Raw genomic sequence first — 20023 nt, forward strand, 5'->3', positions numbered from 1 at the left:
GTACGCCCAAGACCGTTCGGGGCGTGCGACTGAGCGGACTCGCTTCTGCTCAGTCCACAGGAACGGTAATTGGCAGTTCCGTCTCGGCTACATGCCTCGACACGCCCTGTGCGCGGCGTTGCCAATTACTCCCTCCCAGGGGGCCGCTCTCCTCAAGCCCGGCCGTGGGACTCCGCCGCGCGGCGGGCCACCGCGTCGGAGATCACCGCGATGAGCAGTACGCCGCCGGTGATCATGAACTGGACCGCGGGCTGGACTCCCTGGAGGGCCATGCCCGAGGCGATCGACTGGATGATGAGGACGCCCAGCAGGGCGGACCAGGTCGAGCCGCGGCCGCCGAAGAGACTGGTGCCGCCGATGACGGCGGCGGCGATGGCGTTGATCAGGAGCATGCCTGAGCCCGGGACCTGGGTCGCCGAGGTGAGCCGGGACGCCACGAAGAGGCCGCCGATCGCGGCCAGGGTCCCCGACACCAGGAACACCCCGATCCGTACGCGTGCCACGTCGACGCCGGCCCGCCGCGCCGCCTCCGCGCCGCCGCCCAGGGCGATGACCTGCCGGCCGTAGGGCGTCCGGCGCAGGAAGACGTCCGAGGCGATGATGACCGCGAGGAGGATCAGGAGGGCGAGCGGGAGCCCCTCGAACCGGTTCAGCACGTACACGGTGGCGAACGCGACCACCGCGAGCAGGGCCGTACGCGCCCAGATCTCGCCCACCGGCCGGCACGGCATCCCGGCGGCGCCGCGACGCCGGCGGTCGTGGTACGAGACGAGGAGGTACGCGGCCGTACCGAGCGCCGCCAGGCCGTACGTGACGGTGGCGGCGCTGAAGTACTGGCGGGTCAGCGTGGCGACGAACCCGTCGCCGCTGAAACTGATGGAGCTCTCGGGCCCGAGCAACTGGAGCATCAGGCCGTTCCAGGCCAGCAGACCCGCGAGGGTGACGACGAACGCCGGTACGCCGATCTTGGTGAACACGAACCCGTGCACGGCCCCGGCTGCCGCACCGCAGAGCACGGCGAGGAGCACGGCGAGCCCTTCCGGCACCCCCTGGTTCACGTTCAGCGCCGCGAACAGGGCGCCCGACAGTCCGGCGAGCGAGCCCACCGACAGGTCGATCTCGCCGATCAGCAGCACGAAGACGACGCCGACGGCGACCAGACCGGTCCCGACGATGTCCACGCTGAGCACGGACAGATTGCGCGGCGAGAGAAAGGCATCGTTGAGCCCCTGGAACACACCCCAGGTCACGCCAAGAGCAACCAACACCGCAACCGGCCCGAGCTCCCCCTCCCGCAACCGCCCCCACGCCCCACCGGCAACCCCCCCGAGCCGCCGTCCGTCACGCCACCGGGGCCCGCCACGGCCTGCGCTGCCGCGCCCGCCGCGGCTTGGGCTGCCGCGTCCGTCAGGGCCTTCGTTGCTGCGTCCATCGCGGCCTCTGCACTTGCGTCCACCGGGGTTTCCGGCGTTGCGTTGGCCGGGGTTGCCGCCACCGTGTCCGCCGGGGCCTCGACCGATGAGCGCAGCGCCTTGGCGTCGACGGCGGCCACGATCAGGACGTCGACACCCCTGGTGATCATGGCGTCGAGCTGCTGCCGCTGGACCGCTGGTTCGGCTGTGGCGCCGACCATTGCCGCCGGGCAGTCCGGGCACAGTTCCTTCAGCCGCTTCTCGATGAGGGGCCGGTCGAACTGCCCGAACCGGGAGGCTCCGCCCCCCGGGAGCAGCAGCCCCACGGTGAGACTCTCGTCGCCGTCACCGTCGCCTCCGCCACCACCCCCGTCACCGCCGCCGCCCGCGCCGCAGGCTCCGGTCAGCGCGAGCAGGGCGGCGACGCCGACACCGAGAACACCGCGACGAACACCGAGACGACGAACACCGAGACCCATGGCCGGTTCCTTAGGCGTCCTTGCGAGGGATTTGTCCTTGCTTATCCGGTAGTAGCCCTTTGCTACCAAGCTAAGCCAGGCCATTGCGTAACGCGGGTCGAGAGGTCATCATCGGGTCACCATTGACAGGAAACTTGATACTTCAATGTTGAAGTGTTGGAGTGTTGAAGCGATAGGGGTGGTCGGATCATGCCGTTCAGTTCCCGCATCCAGGCCAGAGGCGTCCAACTGCTGCTCAGCGGCATGATGACCCGCGTCCACGAGGAGCTGGGCTTCACCGACATCCCGAAGCGCACGGAATCCCTGCGGGTGGAGACGGGTGCCGGGCCGGTGGACTGCACGGTCTACCGCCCCCCGGCCGGCACCGGCACCGGCACCGGCACCGGAACCGGCACTGACACGGACAAGCCTGCCCCCGTGTACGTCAACTTCCACGGCGGCGGCTTCATCGTCGGCCGGCCCGAGCAGGACGACCACATCTGCCGCTACATCGCCGCCACAGCGGGCTGCGTGGTGATCAACGTTGACTACGCCGTCGCCCCCCAGCGGCCGTACCCGACCGCCGTCACCCAGGCGTACGACGTCACCGAGTGGATCGCCGAGAACGGCGCAGCCCACGGCTGGGACGGCTCACGGCTCGCCGTGGGAGGGCACAGCGCCGGGGCCAACCTCACCGCCGCGGTCTGCCGTACGGCCCGGGAGCGCGGCACCTTCACGCCCCGGCTCCAGATCATCGACTCCGCACCGCTCGACCAGCTCGCCGACCCGTCCACGAAGCAGTCCCCCATCGCCAAGCCGCTGCTCGCCCCCCACCTCATGCGGATCTTCACCGCCGCCTACGTCCCGGACCCCGCCGACCGGGCCCACCCCCTCGTCTCGCCCGCGTTCGCCGACGACCTCGCCGGTCTTCCGCCCGCCCTGGTCATCACCGCCGAGTACGACCGCCTGCGCGACGAGGGCGACGCCTACGCCAAGGCCCTGGACGCGGCGGGCGTCCCGGTCACCCACCGCGTCTTCGAGGGCGTCGACCACTACTTCACCCACACCGGCCCGGTACCCGCCGGCAAGGAGGCCATCGAGCTGATGTCCGACACCCTGCGCACGGCCCTCGCCGCCTGACCGGCGGGCGTCACGGGGGCCGTGGGCCCCTGGGCGTACGGGCCAGACAGGCGGCTGCGGGTATGCGTGCGGGTACGCGCCCGGGAAGGGACCCTGCGGGTACGCCCCCGGGAAGTTCGGCCGCGGAGGGAGCGGCAGCGGCGCCGGGACGGTGCGGGTCGGCGTACGGCGACGCGCCAGCCACAGGACGGTCGCCGCGTACAGGGCGATGCCGACCAGGTCGACGGCCACGTACTGCCAGGGCGCGTCCGCGGCGGTGTCGTCGCTCTTGAGGCCGTCGACGACGGCGGCCGAGATGCCGAAGGCCAGGAGGTTGTTCACGGCGTGCAGTCCGATGGCCGCCTCCAGACCGCCCGTGCGCACGGTCAGCCAGCCCGCGACCACTCCGTACACGGCCAGGTCGGCGAAGCCCCACGGGGTGCCCCAGCCGTGGGCGGCGGCGAACAGCACGGCCTGGGGCACGAGCGCCCACCAGGGCGAGCGCAGGAACGCGCCGACCGCCTGCGTGAGCCAGCCCCGGAAGACGTACTCCTCGGCGGCCGCCTGCAGCGGTACCAGGACGACCAGCATGGCGAGCGCCGGGACGAAGACCTCCCAGCCCGCCCACCGCTCCGGCGGGGCACCCTCCGAGGGCAGCAGGAACATGACCCCGGTGGCCACGCCGAGGATCGGCAGCGCCGCCAGCACACACCACCCCAGCCACGGCCACCGCAGCCCGCCCGTCACGGACGAGACCGTGCCGGCCGGGCGGCCGCCGATCCAGCGCACCGCGAGCAGCACGACGGGTATGGCTACGGCGATGATCAGCAGGTCGACGGCGGTGCCGGATACGGGGCCGAACTCGACGGTCCCTTCGGGGTCGTCCGGGTAGCCCCTGGCGGCTCCCCAGACGGAGGAGAGTCCGAAGACCAGCCCGAGCGCGAACGCGTACGCCACGATCACGAACAGGGTGCCCACCAGGGGCCGCCACCATCGGTGACGTGCCGAGACGCGGGCCATGCGGTGGTAGGCGAGCGGTTCCGGGAGGGGTTCGGGGAGTGGTTGGGGGAGGGGCGGTGGCGTCGGGGCGGCGAACGGGTTCGTCATGGCGACAAGCCTCCCCGAGGGCCCCGCGGCCCGACATCAGCCCCAGGCACGAACTGATCTCCACCGAAAGGCAGAGAAGGCAGAGAAGGCAGAGAGCGCCCTTCACAAGTCCCGCCCCGGCTCCGCCGCCCTCCCTCTGACCTCACTGATAGCTTGCTGCACCTGCCTATCCACAACCGGGGGACAACCGTGAACCAGCCGCCACCGTCCTACCAGAACCCGTACGGTCAGCCCGCCCCGCCGCCGCAACAGCCGCCCGGGTACGGACAGTTCCAGCCCCAGCCGCAGCCCTTCGCACCGCAGCCCTTCGCGCCGCGGCCGAACGTCAGAAGCGGGCATCCGGTCGGCGCGGTGTTCCTGGGGCTCCTCGTCTCGTTCCTCGTCGCGCTGCTCTACTCCGGCCTCAACGTGGCCACGTACAAGGATCAGACGTTCGCCATCTCCACCACCCTCTACCTGGGCCACGCGCTGCTCAACGGAGCGATCGTCGGATCCCTGGTCGGCCTGGTGGGCGGCCGGAGCAATGGCGCGAGGATCGGCGGGGCCGTCATCGCCGCGCTCGGCGCCTTCTTCGGCTACACCAACTCCCTGCCCCTTGTCTTCGCCTACGAGCAAACCCCCCGCGCCGCCTGGGACTTGCTGACGTACGAGCCCTTCTTCCCGGCCAAGGCATGGTGGAACGACGAGGGGGCCGGCGGAGTCGACTGGTCCTCCCCGCTCGGCCTCGTACTCGCCGCCGCCGTCGCATTCGGTCTCGCCTACGCCATCGGCTCCAGGCGCCGCCGCGCGTAACGCACGCACACCGTGCTAAGCGTCGGGCAGTGACACGGCGAGGTGCTCCCACGCCGCGTGCACGTCCTCCCCGACGATCCCGAACTGGGTGATGACCGCGACGCAGCGGCCGTCCTCGTCGTCGAGTTCGAGTGCCGAGGTGGGGCCGTGGGCCGCCGTGGAGCGGACGAGGTGGCAGGCCCGGACGCCCGCGAGGTCGATCTCCACCGAGCTCTCCGCGACCGCCGCGAACACCCGCCCGCCGACGATCCGGTCGGTGACGTGCACGCGGCCGCCGCACGCCTGCATGGCCGCCGGGGCGAACACCGCGACGCCGATCGGCAGTCCGACGGAGCAGACGTGGTCGAGGACGGCGGGTACGACGCCGGCGTCGATCGCCCGGTGCTCACCCCGGTACCGGTCGAACGCCCCGCGCCGTGCGGCCCCGCCGTCCGCGAGGACCGCGTCGAGCTGCGCGAGCTGGTCGCCGTTCTCCCAGGCGGGTAGCGAAACGTTCTCCCAGGCGGGTACGGAGATGGCCGCGGACGGTCCGACGGCCCGCGCCCCGGCATCCAGCGTGCCCACCAGTCCGGCCAGCAGCCGGTCGCCCTCGGAGAGCAGCCGCCCCTGGTGCACGGTCCGGCCGTCCGCGTCGAGCAGGTGGAGGGTCACCGAGCCGGTGGACTGCTCCCGCGCGACCACGGCCGAGGCGACACCGGCGGCGTCGAGGCGCAGCGCGATCTCGCCCGGGCGGACGGCGAACGCGTCGCCGCGCAGGCTCGGGACCGCGTAACCGCCCGCCTGGTCGATCCGCGCGACCGGGCCTCCGGTGACCGCCTGGACGTACTGGAAGAGCGTCAGGCACCGCGCCAGCTCCGGCATCCGCGCGTCGATCAGGCGCGCGCTGCGCTTCCGCCGGCCGCAGCATCCCTCGAATCCGCAACCACCATCATGGTCGGTCATGCTCAGTACACGTCCCGCACATAGCGCTTCGCCCGGCGCAGGTCCGCGAGGTACTCCGCCGCGTCGTCGTCACCGCGTCCGCGCTGCTCGGCGATGACGCCCAGCAGGGCCGCCTCGACGTCCTTCGCCATACGGGAGGCATCGCCGCAGACGTAGAGGTGCGCGCCCTCCTCCAGCCACGCGTACAGCTCGCGCGACCGCTCCCGCATCCGCGTCTGCACGTACACCTTCTCGGCCTGGTCGCGCGAGAACGCGAGGTCGAGCTCGGTGAGCACGCCGCGCTTCCGCAACTCGTCCAGCTCGTCCTCGTAGACGAAGTCCGTGGCGCGGTGCTGGTCGCCGAAGAACAGCCAGTTGCGCCCGGCGGCGCCCCGCGCGGCGCGCTCGTGCAGGAAGCCGCGGAACGGCGCGATGCCCGTGCCGGGGCCGATCATGACCATCGGGGCGTCGTCGTCGGCCGGGACGCCGAAGGAGGCGTTCGGCTGTACGAAGACGCCTACGGCCGAGTCCGCCCTGTCCGCGAGGTACGTCGACGCCACGCCCTCGTACGTCCGCTGCCCGGTGCCGTAGCGGACGGACGCGACGGTGAGGTGGATGCGGTCGGGGTGGGCGAGCGGGCTCGACGAGATCGAGTACTGCCGTGCCTGCAACGGCCGCAGGAACGGGAGGAGTTCGGCCAGGTCCGGTGCGGCGGGGCCGGCGTCCCGGAGCAGGTCGAGTATGTCCCGGCCCCAGAGCCAGGAGTCGAGGTCTGAGCGGTCGCCGTGCGCGACGACCGCCGCGAGCTCGCTCGACGGGGCGCGCTCGACGAGGTCGGCGATCAGTTCCTTGGACGGGATGCGGATCTCGCGTTCGGTGCGCAGGAGTTGGGCGGCCTCCTCGTCACCGCTCGCACCGAGGTGCGTCAGCAACTCCCCTACGAGCACGGCGTCGTTCACCGGTACGACGGCCAGCGCGTCGCCCGCCTCGTACGTGATGCCGCTGTCGCCGAGGTCGAACTCGTAGTGGCGGATCTCCTTCGCGCTGTCCGGCGAGGAGAGAAGCCGGTTCACGGCGAGGCGGGAGCGGTAAGGGTTGCGCTTGTTCCACTGGGAGCGCTTCGTCACGGGCGCCGGAGCCTTTGCGGCCGCCGGGGAAGCCCCGGTCTCCGCGACCAGACGCTCCAGCACCGCCGCCGTCCACTCCGCCGCCGGCTCCTCGAAGTCGACGTCGCAGTCCACGCGGTCGTGCAGCCGGGTGGCCCCCAGCTGCTCAAGGCGGGTGTCGATGAGCTTCGCGGCCTGGCAGAAGTCGTCGTATCCCCGGTCGCCGAGCCCGAGGACGGCGTAGGTCAGGCCCTCCAGGCGCGGTGCCGTGTCGGCCTGGAGCGCCTCCCAGAACAGCATGGCGTTGTCGGGCATCTCGCCCTCGCCGTACGTCGAGGTGACGACGAGGACGTGGGACATCGCGGCGAGCCGCTCGGGCGTGACGTCGTCGAGCGCGGTGGCGGTGCCGCCGAGGCCGCGGGCGCGGGCCCCGGTGACGAGTTCGCCGGCGAGGAACTCGGCGTTCCCGGTCTGCGTGCCGTACAGGACGTCGATGGTGGCGGCGGGCGCGTCGCCCGCCCCGGCGTTTTGGCGTCCGGCGGCCGCGATGCCGGCGATGAACCCGGCGAGCCAGGCCTCCTGCGCGGCGGAGAACGGCGCGTCGGCCGGGATGAGGGTTCCGGTCGGGGGCGTCAGGGTGTTCACGGGGTCACTGCCTCGATCGGGGCCTGCGGGAGGTGGGTGTGGCGGCTCGCGATGTCGTCGAGCGCGGCGGTGGCGAGCAGCTCGTCGAACCGGGCGGCGCGGACGCGGCCGGCGTTCTTCGTGGTCTGGTGGACGATCCAGCCGTAGGTGCCGGGGGCGTCGACGCTGAGGTTGTTGCGCTGCCGGAGCGCGCTCTTGTAGTCGTCGAGGCGCTTGATCGCGATCAGCGTGGCCAGCTCGTCGTCGCCGAACCGCTCCAGCGTGCCGCGCAGGTACTTCACGACGCGCTGCTTGACGAAGAAGTCCTCGGTGAGCACGAGGTTGCGGACGGCTTCGGCGACCTTCGGGTCGTCCGGGCCGGTCGCTCCGGGCACCCGCTTCAGCGCGAGGTCCTGCGCGACGCCGAGCACCGTGTACGACGACAGCAGCGAGAACATGTCGTCGCCGCCCTGGTCGCCGAGCGCCGGGGCCCGGCCGCCGAGCACGGTACGGCGGTCGCGGTAGTCGACCTTGAACGCGCGCAGCTTGTCGGAAGCGATCGAGGTCGCCAGCTCGTCGAGGAGTTCGTTGCGCGTGGCCGCGGCGAGGATCTCACCCGCGTCCTGGTACAGGAGCAGCGCCCTGGGCATCCCGCAGTACACGTGCTCCCGCTCGCTCTCCCAGTCCTCCAACAGCCGGGCCGCGAGCGGCGATCCGGTCGCCTCCAGATGCCAGGCCAGGAGCAGTCGTACGGCCGCCTCGTGGAAGGCGCCGTGCCCGGTGTCCGTCACCGGGAAGACGAGAAGGGAGTCGACGCTCACCCGGTCGCGGACCTCGCCCGACGGGTCGTACTGGTACAGGAAACCGCCGCTCATGCCGTTGCCGAGGCCCTTGCCGAAGCCGCCGAGGTTGAGCACGGTGCCGCCGGTCATGTACTCGCAGCCGAAGTCGCCGAGGCCCTCGACGACCGCGGTCGCGCCGGAGTTCCGTACGGCGAACCGGTCACCGGCCTCGCCCTGCACGAAGGTCCGGCCGCCGGTCGCGCCGAACAGCGCGAAGTTCCCGATGAGCACGTTGCCGCCGCGTTCGGCGCTGCCGCCGCCCGGGGCGCGGACGACGATCCGCCCGCCGCTCTGGCTCTTGCCGACGCCGTCGTTGGCCGTACCGGTGTGTTCGAGGGTGATGCCGTCATTGCAGAACACGCCGTACGACTGACCGGCCGACCCGGTGGTGCGGATGCGGACGGCGCCGTCGACGAGGCGGCGGCGGCCGCGGTCGTCGGTGGTGACGGCGGGGGCGTTCGTGTGCTGGATCTCGTGGTTGAGAAGCCGCTCGACGTCGATGGAGAGCTGTCCGCCGACCGACTTGTCGCTGTTGCCGAGGCGGACGCCCTCGACGAGCAGGGACGGCTCGCGCCGGTCGAGGAGCGCTTCCCTTATGCGCTCAATCAGGGCGTCGTCGGTGGTGAAGTCCTTCTCCAGGTACTCCGGGTCCGCCACGGCCTTCTCGGGCACGCCCGCGAGCAGGCGGCGCACGTCGAGGCGCCCCACGCTCGCCGGGTGGTCGAGGAGTTGCAGCAGGTCCGTACGCCCCCGCGCCTCGCGGAGGGACCGCAGGCCGAGGCGGGCGAGGATCTGCCGTACGTCGTGCGCGATGTTGAGCAGGTACTGCGCCAGTGCGCGCGGGTCGCCCTCGAAGACCTCGGGGTTCGTGGTGAGCCCGGCGGGGCACTTGACGTTGCAGTTCTTCGCCATGACGCAGCCGAGCATCATCAGCGCGGTCGTACCGAACTCGAAGCTGTCGGCCCCGAGCAGCGCGGAGGTGACGACGTCGCCGCCGGTCTGGTGCGCGCCGGAGCAGCGCAGGACGACCTTCTGGCGGAGCCCGTTCGCGACGAGCGCCTGGTGCACCTCGGCGACGCCGATCTCCGCCGAACGCCCCGCGTACTTGAGGCTGGTGACGGCCGCGGCGCCCGTGCCGCCGGTGTTCCCGGCGACGTTGATGACGTCCGCGCCGGCCTTGGCGACGCCGACCGCGATGGTGCCGATGCCCTCCGAGGACACCAGCTTCACGATCACCCGGACCCGGGCGGCCTTGCAGTCGTGGATGAGCTGTGCGAGGTCCTCGATCGAGTACGTGTCGTGGTGCGGGGGAGGGGAGATGAGCTCGATGCCCGGGGTGCCGCCGCGCGCGGCCGCGATGTCGACGGTGACCTTCGGCGCGGGCAGCTGACCGCCCTCGCCGGGCTTGGCGCCTTGCCCGATCTTGATCTCCAGCTCTTCGAGCATCGGGTCGGCGAGGTAGCCCGCCCAGATGCCGAACCGCCCGGACGCGAACTGCTTGATCCTCGATCCGCGGATGGTGCCGTACCGGGAGTGGTGCTCGCCGCCCTCGCCGCTGTTCGACATGGCGCCGACCATGTTCGTGCCGTGCGCGACCGCCTCGTGCGCGGTCGCCACGAGCGCGCCGTGGCTCATCGCGCCGGAGGCGAGGGAGCGGGTGATCTCGTGCGCGGGCTGCACCTCGTCGAGCGGCACGCTGTCGGGGGCGTTGTCGAGGAGGGTGAGGAGGTGGGCGGCGGTGCCGGTGGCGGCGACGGTGACGCCCTCGGCGTCCACGTCGAGCGTCTCGACCTCGCCGGGGTGGGCGAGGGCGAGGCCGTCGGCGAGGGCGGCGTGGCGCTCGGCGGCGTCGGGGCCCAGGTCCTTGGCGGCCGTGAGGCGCAGCCGGACGGTGGAGGGGTCGATGACGTCGGCGACCACCCCGCGGACCGTCACGCTCGCGTTGCCGCTCGTCGAGAACCGGCCCAGCTCGCGCGCGAAGTCCTCCGCCGTACGCAGCCCGGTCACATCCGCGGGCAGCGCGAGCACGTCACGCAGCGCGGCCGGGCGGCGTGACCGCTCCTCGTGGGTCGTCCGCAGGAAGGCGCGGTACCCGGGCGTGATCCGGAACGCGTCGATCTCGGCGTCGCTGAGCGCGTCGTACCCGGTGTTCCGGTAGGCGGCGTCGGTGATGCCGAAGGCGTCGTCGAGCTGGGCCAGCGTGAGCAGGCGCAGCGCGTCGGGGTCGCCGTCCTTGCCGAACTCGGGCTTCTCCTCGGTCATGTCGCCGAAGCCGCGCACAGCCGTGACGCCGAAGGAGTGCCCGGCGCCGTCCGACCGCTCCTTGAACAGGCCGAGCAGCGGGACCTGCTGCTCGCCCTCGACCGTACGGGCCCGCTCGTGCCAGTCCGTCGCGGCCTGCGCGATGCGGGCGAACCCGACACCGCCGACCGGGGCCTCCATGTGCGGGAAGACGCGAGCGAAGATGTCGTCGCGGGTGTCGAGGTAGTTCGGTTCGAAGAACTCGCCGCCGATGTAGCTCTCGGCGGTGCACAGCCCGACGCGGCCCATGGTCTTGGCGAGGGACTTCTCGGCCGCCTTGCGGAACTTGGCGAGCGCCCGGTCGGTCTCGGTGATCTCACCCGCGGGGGCCGGGGCGCTCGGGTACCTCTCCTCGGCGCGCAGCCGTGCGCTGAGGCTGTAGACCGCGGAGGCACCGAAGCCGAGCGCGGTCGCGACATGGTGGGAGGAGGCCAGCTGGCCGCTCTCCGCGACGAGCGAGACGCGCAGCCGCAGCCCGGTCTCGATGAGCCGCTGGTTCACGGCGGCGATGGCGAGGATGACGGGCAGCGGGGCGCGCGTCGAGGAGACGGCCCGGTCGGTGAGGAGCGCGATGCCGCCCTGCTCGGCGGCGAACCGTTCGACGTCGTCGCAGAGCTTCTGGACCGCGGAGCGGAGCGTGTCGGCGTTCGCGGACGCGTCCCCGGACACCGGGTCGTAGAGCATGGCGAACCTGGTGAGGGGCACGATCCGCTGGTCGCGCAGCCGGACCATGTCGAGATGTCCGAGCACGGGCGAGGACACCACGAGCTGCCGCCCGCCGGCCTCCCCGGTGCCGTCGGGCTTGGGGCCGAGGGCGACCCGCATGCTCATGCCGTCGGCCTCGCGGATGCTGTCCAGCGGCGGGTTCGTCACCTGGGCGAAGCGCTGCGAGAAGTACTTCGCCATGCCGCCCTCGGTGTCGCTGAGCGCGTTGATGGCGTTGCCGTAGCCCATCGCCGAGATCCGCTCCGACCCGTCGGCGAGCATCGGGTCGAGCATGAACCGGAAGCTCTCCTGGTTCAGCGAGTACGCCACGTACCGGCCGGCGAGGGTGAGGTCGCCGTCGTAGCCGAGGGTCGTCGTGCCACGGTAGTAGTCGGGAGCGGGGAGGTCGTCGAGGTTCACCCGCGCCTCGGTGAGGAGCTCGGAGTACGGCCGGCGCGCGGCGAGGGCGTCGAGGACGTCACGCGTGCGCATACGGCGGCCGGTGCGGTGGTCGACGACGAGCATGCCGCCGGCCTCGATACGGCCCCGGTGCACTACCTCGTCGTCGGGGAACGCGACCTGTCCGGCCTCCGACGCCACCATCAGGTACTCGGCGGTCTCGACGGTACGCAGCGGGCGCAGGCCGAGCCGGTCGAGGCGGGCGCCGACGACGTCCCCGTCGCTGAAGATCACGGCCGCCGGGCCGTCGTTCTTCTCCTCGTAGAGGGAGAAGTACTCCAGCATGTCGCGGACGGCGACGGGCAGGGTGCGGTCGTTCTCCCACGCGGGCGGCATGAGCGAGACGACCGCCTCGACGATGTCCAGGCCGTCGTCGAACACCCGGCTCTGCAGGGTCTGGTCGAGCCGGCTGGAGTCGGACTGCCCTGGCGGACGCACGATGCTGCGGGTGCGGGCCCGCGCGAGGGCCTCGTCGCTGAGCCGGTTCTTGCGGTCGGTGTTGAGCTCACCGTTGTGCGCCATGAGGCGGAACGGCTGCGCCATCGTCGGGTGCGGCTGGGTGTTGGTGGAGAACCGGGTGTGGAAGTACAGCGTCCGGACCGAGTGCCGCGGATCGCCGAGATCGCGGAAGTACCCGATGACCTCACCGGAGTTGAGCCGCCCCTTGAGCACCTGCGTCCGCGCGCTCAGCGACAGCGGGTACAGCCCCGCGTACGTGTCGTCGGCGTAGGCGACGGCCTCGATCGCGAGCAGGGCGCGGTTGGCGGCGGCGTCGACGTCGGCCCGCGACCAGGCGTCCGGCGCGCGGAACACCCACTGCACGATGGGCAGCTGGTACTGCTCGGCGGCGGGCCGGGCGACGGAGTGGTCCACGGGTACGTCGCGGACGAGGAGCGTCTCGAAGCCCTGGTCGGCGATGCAGCGGCCGACGAGGTCCATCGCATGGCTGCGTCGGTCGGCGTCGTCGGTGTCGGTCGGCACGAAGCAGTTCGCGACGCCGAAGTGCCCGGCGCGCAGCGTCTCGCCGGTGATCGCGCCGAAGAACTCCACCGACAGGTCGACGCTCACGCCCGCGCCGTCACCGACGCCCTCGGCGGACGCGCCGCCACGGTGCGGGATGGCACAGAGCGCTTCGTGGCCCTTGAGGATGACGTCGTGGCTCGGCGTCCCGTCGAGGCGGGTGATGAAGCCGACGCCGCAGTCGCTGTGATCGCGGGCAGGGTCGTAGAGACCAAAGGTGGCGTGATTCAAGTGGGGGTCCTGTGGGAGCGGGTTCCGACAGCGGACGGCCAGGCTGCGTCGGTGAAGCGCTCGCCGCGAGAACGGTAAGGGCTACCTAACTCTGCCGCAAGTATGCGCCATGCATCTATTTCGAGCGAGTGGGTTGGAACCCGGGGCGTGATCTTCCTATCTTCCTCGACCGGGGGCCCCGTTGACAGGAAGGTGACAGGAAAACCCGCCCTGACACAAAAAAATTGAGATATATAACACCACAGACCTTTTCACGAATAAATAGGGCGATAGCGCGAATAGGCAGGGCGAGACTCTGGGCCGTGGCGGCCGCGGTGGCCCTCGGCTTCCTCATCACGCTGGAGATCGCCGCACGTCGCTACGGCCTGCCGGGGCCGATGACCAACCAAGTACGAGAGGTGATATTCACCCCCAAATCGGGGCCGCTGCTGTACGCCGGTATGGCGCTGATGATGGTGGTGCTCCCCTGGCGGCAGCGGTTCGTCGCGGCCGGTGCCGCGATCGGCATCGACGCCGTCTTCCTGCTGGTGCGATGGGCGCTCGACGCCAGGATGTGCTTCGGCAACGGCGCGCTGTGGGTGGTACTGGCCTACGGGGTCATCGCCGTCACGCGCCGCACCGGCCGGGAACGTGTCCTGCTGCTGAAGGGCGTCGGGCTGGGCCTGCTACTGGTGGCCGGCCGCAAGACCGGCGACACCTGGCTGCTCATCACCTCGAAGACCCGCCCGACGGTGCTCGACCAGTACGTGGCGACCGCCGATCACGCGCTGGGCGACCCGTCCTGGCTGGCGGGCCGCATCCTCACGGCCACCGGCCCGATCGGCATCCGTCTGCTCGACTTCGTCTACGTCCAACTCGCGGTCGCCGCCGTCGTCGTAGCCCTCTACCAACTGCGCCACGTGGCGGTCGAGCGCCGCTTCCCCCCGTCACCATCTGGTGCGCACGTTCCTGACCACCGGCCTCCTCGGACCGGCCATCTACATGATCTACCCGGTGGTCGGGCCGGTCTTCGCCTACGGCACCGGCAGCGAGTACTGGGCGGCGGCCAACCTGTGGCCGGAAGCACCACCCACCGGGCAGTGGGCGGTGGGCGACCTGTGGCCGGTCACGCCACCGGCCGGCGCGCCGCACCCGATGCCGTTCGACGAGTTCACCCCGCGCAACTGCATGCCCAGCCTGCACACGGCATGGGCCACCGTGATCTACATCCACTCCCGCAAGGCCCCACGGATCCTGCGCTTCGCGGGCACGTTCTGGCTGATCGCCACCCTCGCCGCGACGCTGGGCTTCGGCTACCACTACGGCGCGGACCTCGTGGCCGGTGTCGTATTCGCCCTCACGGTCGAAGCGGCCCTGCGCGCGCAGGCACACGGCTGGGACCGGTCAGCAACCCAACTCGTCGCCTACGGCGCGACGGTCTTCGCCGCGCTCCTGGTGTCCTACCGCTACCTGTCCACGGAGATGGCCGAACACCCGTGGCTGTACGGCCCCCTTCTCCTCCTGGCGATGGCCTCGGTGATCTACGGCTACGTACGCACCACCAAACACTGGGAACCGAAGCCCACACCAGCACACCAACCGAAACCGCGGCCCCAACCCGAGCTGGTCTGAACCCCGTTGCGGCAGCCGGTGGCGAAAGGGCTTGAACGCATGGCATCCAAGCCCACTCCGAAGGGGTCTACCAGGGAAAGCCCACCGGGCTTACCGACCCTGGAAGAGGATCCGATGCAACGACGCCTCGTCACCTCAGCCCTCACCGCCGCCCTGTGCGGCACCACGCTCGCCGGCACCGCCACCACCGCCTCCGCCGCACCCGCGGCCGTCGACTGCCGCAAGGTGAAGTGCGTAGCCCTCACCTTCGACGACGGCCCGGTCGCGGACACCCAGCGGTTGCTGCGCCTCCTGAACGACGGGAAGGCCAGATCGACCTTCTACGTCGTAGGCAAGAACGCCCAGAAGAACCCGTCGATCGTCCGCGCCGCGGCGAACGCCGGCCACCAGATAGGCAACCACAGCTGGGACCACGCCAACCTGACCAAGCTCAGCGCCGCCCAGATCACGTCGCAGTTCTCCCGCGCGGACGCGGCGATCAAGAAGGCGACCGGCAAAAAGCCCACCACCGTCCGCGCCCCGTACGGCGCCCACAACGCGACCGTCCGCAGGGTTGCCGCGCGACCGCTGGTCCACTGGAGCGTCGACACCCTCGACTGGAAGTACCGCGACACCGCTCGCCTGGTCAAGACCGTCACCCAGACGACCAAACCCGGCGACATAGTCCTCATGCACGACATCCACAAGACGACGGTCAACGCGATACCGGGCATCATCAAGGGCCTCAAAGCCCGCGGCTTCCACTTCGTCACCGTCGACCAACTCTTCACCCCGACCAAGCTCCCCGCAGGCAAGGTCACCTACCACAACCGCGCCGCTTACCGCCCCTGACCAGGGCCGGGCGCGTAGCCGCGCACGAACGCCGACCAGGCCGCGGCGGAGAGGAGCAGGGGGCGACCGTCCGGGACTTTGCTGTCCCGGACGGGGACTATGCCGGGGTGGCCGTCGGAGACTTCGAGGCAGTTCGTGCCGCCGCCGTCGCTGTAGGACGACTTGCGCCACACGGCGGTGGTGAGGTCGAGGGTCCGGTTCATGGTCTGCACTCCTCCAGAAGGCGCTTGATGAACGCCGTCGACTCCGCCGGGGTCAGGGCCGCGTCCCTGACGCGATCGTAGGACAGGCGGAAGGCCAGGACCCTTTCCGGATCCTCGATCAACTCGCCGATGCCGTTGCCCTCCGAGTAGGCAACGGCATCGCCGCTTCGCTGCCAGAAGAGCCAGAGGTGACCGTCCATGAGGTCGTGCGCGCCAGCCGCGTACGGCAGCACCTGAATCGCGACGGACGGCAACTCCGCGGCTTCCACCAGGTGTGCGAGCTGGTCCGCCCACACCTTCTGGTCGGGAACGGCTCGTCGCACGGCCCCTTCGTCGAGGATCACGCGGACACTTGGTGTCGGCTCGCGGTACAGCAGTTCCTGCCGTGCCATGCGCGCAGCCACCTGTTCCTCGATCTCCTCGCTGTTGCCAGCCGTTGCCTGGGCTCCAGACAACCCTGACAACACCGTGCGGGCATACTCCTCGGTCTGCAACAGGCCCGGCACTCGCAGCTGGAACAGCCACATGACCCGAGCCGTCGCCTCCAGCTCCATGAACGCCTTGTACTTGTCCTTGATGACCTCCATGCGTGCGTCCCGCCACAGCCGAACCAGCAGGTCACCGGAGCCGTAGTACCTGTCCAAGTCCTCCATGACCGCCCGCTTGGAGAACCGCTCGCCCTTCTCCAGGCGATACAGATAGCTCTTGTCGTACGACGTCTCCGCCGCCAGCTGCGCCAGCGTCTTGCCCGCCTTTTCACGCAGGAACCGCAGCGTCCGCCCGAGCGCCGCACGCCCCGAGTCCGGCTGTCCGTCAACGAGTTCGCTCATGTCACCCCTCGCCGTTGCCTGGCGCCCAGACAACGCCAGCCCTCTTCCGCAGCGTACGGCGCGGCAGTGACCATCGAGACACGAACGGTAATCACCGCTCGTCAAAGCGACCCGGAATTAACCCTGAGAAGAATCAGGAGGCACTGCCATGCGCGCATTCGTCACCCGGCTCTGCGACGCGCTGCTCCCCGGACGCGGCCGACGCCGGGCGCCCGCCCCCGCCCAACGCACCGGCGACACCCAGCCGTTGGACCCCGGTCCGCCACCCCCACTCCCCCGCAAGCCCGTCGACGATCTCTGGCCCTTCGAGCCCTACGGCAACTTCGTCCGGCCCTACGTCCTCACCGCCGAGGAGCTGTATGTGGCGTACGGCATGGAAGGGGTGCCCGCATGATGCCCGGACTGCGGCTGCTGCCCTGGACCACCCCGGACGGCAAGCCCTGTTACCTCGACCCGGACACCGCGTACCCCGGCCCCCTCTCCCAGCTCGCCGACAGCGTGGAGGTCATGCAACTCGGCTCGGCGGAGGAGGTGTTGGCCGGCGGCAGGGCCGTACTCGCGGACTCGGCGGCCGGGGAGCGGGCGTTGCGGTTCGCGCTGACGCGGGCGGCGGAGTCGTTGGAGGACGTGCTGCGGATCGCGGTCAGCAGGGGGCGGCGGATCGAGGCGGCCGGTGAGGGCGGCGAGGGCCAGCCCTGACTCGTGGGTGGTGTGGGGGAGTTCAGGCCGCAGGCACTCGACAGGCACTCGGCAATTGGCAGATTTGTCTCAGCCTTCTCGGCGATCGCGCCGTAAGCGCGGCGTGTCGCTGGGACGGAACTGCCAATAGCAGCCCGCCTGGCTTCGATCCGAAACAGTACCGGTCAGGCACCACATGCTGTGCCAGGTGTGCGGCATGAACACCTGTGACCGCAGCGACGAGCGGCACCTCTTCCTCATGCGCGACACGCAAGGGCAGCCGATCCGCGAAGGCGAGACGACGCACATGCCCCCGTACACGAAACCCGCGCGGGCGAAGCCCTGCGGGACTGCCCGCATCTCCGCGATGGCGCGGTGGCCGCGCTGGTGGAGCACGCCCCTGTGTGGGGCGTCGCCGGCATCGTTTACGACGCGTAGAGTCTCCAGCCGCTACCGGCCATGAGTGGCGCGGAGTTGGAGTTCGTGGCGTACCACGATCCGCGCATCCGATGGACTCTCGCCGTCCGCGAAGTCGTCGAGCTGCACGGCGTTACCGCCGTTGACCTGGACGCACTCGTGGTTGCCGCGTAGACGGCCGTCCGGCGGCCCGGTTGCCTCGTAGGCCCGGATCGTCCGGTGGCGCACAAACCCCGGCGTCAACCTCGTGCGGCACTCCCACCTCTCGCGCGGAGCGTGGTCGGTGACCGTGAACTGACCGAACGAGCCGCCGGAGAATCAGCCCGGCCGGCAACCAGTTCGCCGAGGGGGACCCGCCGGGGAACTCCCGGGCGCCGCCCGGGAGTTCGACTCAGTGCCAGCACCAGCGCGGCCGATCGGGCGGGGTGGACTCGGAGGGGGAGCGGGCGTGGGGAACGTACTCGTGATCGGGGGCGGGACGGCCGGTACGGCGGCGGCGCTTGCTCTGCACAAGGCCGGGTTCGACGTCACCGTGTACGAGGCGCATGCCGACGCGGCCGAGGACATCGGCGCGTTCCTCACCCTGGCGAGCAACGGCATGCGCGCCCTCGCGCAGATCGACGCCTCCGCCGCGGTCACCGCCCTCGGCTTCCCGCTGACCGGGATGCGGGTGCTCGACGGCTCCGGGGCCGAAGTGGCGAGCAGGCCGCTGGGGGAGGCCCGGGACCCGGTCCTGCGGTATCGGTGCATGCGTCGCGGTGACCTCAACGCCGCACTGCAGGCGGAGGTCTTATGCGGAGGCATCACCATCAGGCATGGGGCCCGCCTCGTCTCCGTGCAGGACGGTCCGGACTCCGTCACCGCGCACTTCGCCGACGGCAGCACCGCCACCGGTGATCTGCTCATCGGCGCCGACGGGCTCCACTCCACCGTCCGCCGGTTCATCGCCCCCGCCGCCGACCCCCGTTACGCGGGGGAGCAGGTCTTCTACGGCTACACCACCGACGCGTCCCTGCCTGAAGACACCGAAGACACCGAGCGCATCACGTTCAGCCGCAGCAGCTCGGCCGCCTTCGGCCATGCGGTGTCCCCCGCGGGGGAGACGTACTGGTTCGCCCGCGTCGCAGGTGAGCCGCTGCCGCCCGAGGAGGTCGCGGCCGGCACGCCGGCCCGATGGCGCGACCTGCTCGTTCCGTTGCTGCGCGAGGACGCCTCCCTTGCCGCCGGCATCGTCGCGGCGACCGCCGGCGACATCCTGGTCACCACGCCACCGAGATGTCGCCGGCGATGCCGTGGCGTTCCGGTCGGTCGCTGCTCATCGGCGACGCGGCGCACGCGGCCTCGCCGGCCACCGGGCAAGGTGCCTCCATGGCGCTGGAGGACGCCGTCGTCCTCGCGAAGGCCCTCCGGGACGCACCGGACACCGAGACCGCGCTGTCCGTCTACGAGACCCTCCGCCGCCCCCGTGTGGAACACAACATCACCGTCAGCGGCCAGATCTCCCGAGGTACCACCCCCACCCGCCCGACGTCACCCCCGCCCCGACCCGGCGACGACGCTGCCCTGATCCGGCTCCTGGAGTGGGACACCGACATCAGCACCACACAGGAACCGGGGACACAGGGCCCCTGATCGGAGCGCACAGCACGAAGCTCCTGGCGGACAGGGATCTCTTCGTTGAGACCCCGTTGCCGCCAGGAGCTTCGTCGTTCAGTACAGCCTGGGTCAGATGGAGACGTTGACGCCGACCTGGTGGTGGCCGACGGTGCTCAGGACCGTGTCCTGCACCGCGCCGACCTGGGCCAGGACATCCGCGTCGCTGATCGTCGTCGTGCCGGCGGCGACGCTGACGTGCGGGTTCAGGCCGCCGGAGATGTTGTCGAGCGCGGCGTCGGAGATCTCGGCGGTCTCGATCTGGGGAGCGGAGTTCATGAGGAGACTTCCCTTCGTATGGATGATCCACAAGGGGGGGTGGCCCCGCTGGGGACGGCGGGCCTCGGCCACAGGGGTGCGGCACCCGTTTCCGGAAACGCCCGTTTCCGGAAACTTTTGTGCGACCCTCCGGCGCAGAGGATCAAAGCACGGAGCTCGCCGGGCATCCAATCAACCGACGCTCCCACCAGGGCCGTTGAACGCGCAGGCGACTGTTCCGTGTCGGCGCGCGCACGGCTTGGGGGCGACTTCTCCATATCTCCGCGCGGCAGCGGGAGGGCGAGGGTCTTGCCCTTGCGATTCCGAAGCGGGCACTCGGCGCCAATAGGACGCTATCGGGCAGACCGTTGTGCAGATCCGCCGCACCCTGTGCCGCGGTTGCGCAATCGATGTGCAGGTTCACGGAAGTCGGAGTGCGCTCCGC

Annotated in this window: 14 protein-coding genes and 3 pseudogenes; 7 read left to right on the top strand and 10 right to left on the bottom strand. The window is 70.9% G+C overall.

Translation table 11 applies throughout. The annotated features are described in order from the left end of the window. Positions 1–152: 152 nt before the first annotated feature. Together F3T56_RS40105 and F3T56_RS48820 are read right to left on the bottom strand one after the other, a co-directional pair. A complete protein-coding gene (locus F3T56_RS40105; protein ID WP_149830398.1) occupies positions 153–1298 on the bottom strand; it encodes a sugar ABC transporter permease in 1146 nt (381 codons plus the stop codon). Beyond that, on the bottom strand, positions 1247–1891 hold the full coding sequence (locus tag F3T56_RS48820; RefSeq protein ID WP_246204336.1) for a substrate-binding domain-containing protein: 645 nt from the start codon (positions 1889–1891) through the stop codon (positions 1247–1249). Before F3T56_RS48820 ends, F3T56_RS40105 begins: the two co-directional genes overlap by 52 nt. Positions 1892–2080: 189 nt before the next feature. On the opposite strand from F3T56_RS48820, the gene F3T56_RS40115 reads away from it, so the two are divergent. Next, the gene (locus tag F3T56_RS40115) at positions 2081–3010 is read left to right on the top strand and encodes an alpha/beta hydrolase (protein ID WP_149830399.1); all 930 of its coding nucleotides are present in this window, start codon (positions 2081–2083) and stop codon (positions 3008–3010) included. Positions 3011–3376: 366 nt separating this feature from the next. On the opposite strand, the pseudogene F3T56_RS49935 reads toward F3T56_RS40115, so the two are convergent. Further along, positions 3377–4096, bottom strand: a pseudogene (locus F3T56_RS49935) (lysostaphin resistance A-like protein); the annotation flags it as partial. Between the two features lie 189 nt (positions 4097–4285). Here F3T56_RS49935 and F3T56_RS40125 point away from each other — a divergent pair. Continuing rightward, positions 4286–4888 carry a hypothetical protein gene (locus tag F3T56_RS40125; RefSeq protein WP_246204337.1) on the top strand — a complete coding sequence of 201 codons (603 nt, stop codon included), beginning with the start codon at positions 4286–4288 and terminating at the stop codon, positions 4886–4888. 15 nt (positions 4889–4903) lie between these two features. On the opposite strand, the gene F3T56_RS40130 is transcribed toward F3T56_RS40125, so the two are convergent. The 3 genes from F3T56_RS40130 to F3T56_RS40140 are packed head-to-tail and all read right to left on the bottom strand — an operon-like array spanning position 4904 to position 13097. After that, the gene (locus tag F3T56_RS40130; protein WP_149830400.1) at positions 4904–5830 is read right to left on the bottom strand and encodes a hypothetical protein; all 927 of its coding nucleotides are present in this window, start codon (positions 5828–5830) and stop codon (positions 4904–4906) included. Between the two features lie 2 nt (positions 5831–5832). After that, on the bottom strand, positions 5833–7560 hold the full coding sequence (locus tag F3T56_RS40135) for a diflavin oxidoreductase (RefSeq protein ID WP_149830401.1): 1728 nt from the start codon (positions 7558–7560) through the stop codon (positions 5833–5835). Further along, a complete protein-coding gene (locus F3T56_RS40140; RefSeq protein WP_149830402.1) occupies positions 7557–13097 on the bottom strand; it encodes a glutamate synthase-related protein in 5541 nt (1846 codons plus the stop codon). Before F3T56_RS40140 ends, F3T56_RS40135 begins: the two co-directional genes overlap by 4 nt. Before the next feature lie 302 nt (positions 13098–13399). On the opposite strand from F3T56_RS40140, the pseudogene F3T56_RS40145 reads away from it, so the two are divergent. Together F3T56_RS40145 and F3T56_RS40150 are read left to right on the top strand one after the other, a co-directional pair. Further along, positions 13400–14708: pseudogene (locus tag F3T56_RS40145) on the top strand (phosphatase PAP2 family protein). A gap of 114 nt (positions 14709–14822) precedes the next feature. Then, the gene (locus tag F3T56_RS40150) at positions 14823–15539 is read left to right on the top strand and encodes a polysaccharide deacetylase family protein (RefSeq protein ID WP_149830403.1); all 717 of its coding nucleotides are present in this window, start codon (positions 14823–14825) and stop codon (positions 15537–15539) included. Here the strand turns inward: F3T56_RS40150 and F3T56_RS40155 are convergent. Together F3T56_RS40155 and F3T56_RS40160 are read right to left on the bottom strand one after the other, a co-directional pair. Next, entirely contained in the window at positions 15527–15742 is a 216-nt protein-coding gene (locus F3T56_RS40155; protein ID WP_149830404.1) for a DUF397 domain-containing protein, read from the bottom strand. The two genes, F3T56_RS40150 and F3T56_RS40155, sit on opposite strands and share 13 nt — an antisense overlap. Beyond that, the gene (locus F3T56_RS40160; protein ID WP_149830405.1) at positions 15739–16572 is read right to left on the bottom strand and encodes a helix-turn-helix domain-containing protein; all 834 of its coding nucleotides are present in this window, start codon (positions 16570–16572) and stop codon (positions 15739–15741) included. The genes F3T56_RS40155 and F3T56_RS40160 overlap by 4 nt, the downstream gene beginning before the upstream one ends. Positions 16573–16720: 148 nt before the next feature. Between F3T56_RS40160 and F3T56_RS40165 the strand changes: the two genes are divergently transcribed. Both F3T56_RS40165 and F3T56_RS40170 read left to right on the top strand, forming a co-directional pair. Beyond that, positions 16721–16966, top strand: a complete 246-nt coding sequence (locus tag F3T56_RS40165) for a hypothetical protein (protein ID WP_149830406.1) — start codon at positions 16721–16723, stop codon at positions 16964–16966. Beyond that, the gene (locus tag F3T56_RS40170; RefSeq protein ID WP_149830407.1) at positions 16963–17271 is read left to right on the top strand and encodes a hypothetical protein; all 309 of its coding nucleotides are present in this window, start codon (positions 16963–16965) and stop codon (positions 17269–17271) included. Before F3T56_RS40165 ends, F3T56_RS40170 begins: the two co-directional genes overlap by 4 nt. 429 nt (positions 17272–17700) lie before the next feature. Here F3T56_RS40170 and F3T56_RS40175 read toward each other — a convergent pair whose 3' ends face one another. Next, a complete protein-coding gene (locus F3T56_RS40175) occupies positions 17701–17895 on the bottom strand; it encodes a hypothetical protein (RefSeq protein ID WP_149830408.1) in 195 nt (64 codons plus the stop codon). Between the two features lie 220 nt (positions 17896–18115). On the opposite strand from F3T56_RS40175, the pseudogene F3T56_RS40180 reads away from it, so the two are divergent. After that, positions 18116–19299, top strand: a pseudogene (locus tag F3T56_RS40180) (FAD-dependent oxidoreductase). Positions 19300–19392: 93 nt separating this feature from the next. Here F3T56_RS40180 and F3T56_RS40185 read toward each other — a convergent pair. After that, positions 19393–19599: a hypothetical protein gene (locus tag F3T56_RS40185; protein WP_149830409.1), complete on the bottom strand. Its 207-nt coding sequence runs from the start codon at positions 19597–19599 to the stop codon at positions 19393–19395. Positions 19600–20023: the final 424 nt, after the last annotated feature.

Origin of the sequence: Streptomyces tailanensis, assembly GCF_008386495.1 — a bacterium.
GTDB classification, from domain to species: domain Bacteria; phylum Actinomycetota; class Actinomycetes; order Streptomycetales; family Streptomycetaceae; genus Streptomyces; species Streptomyces tailanensis.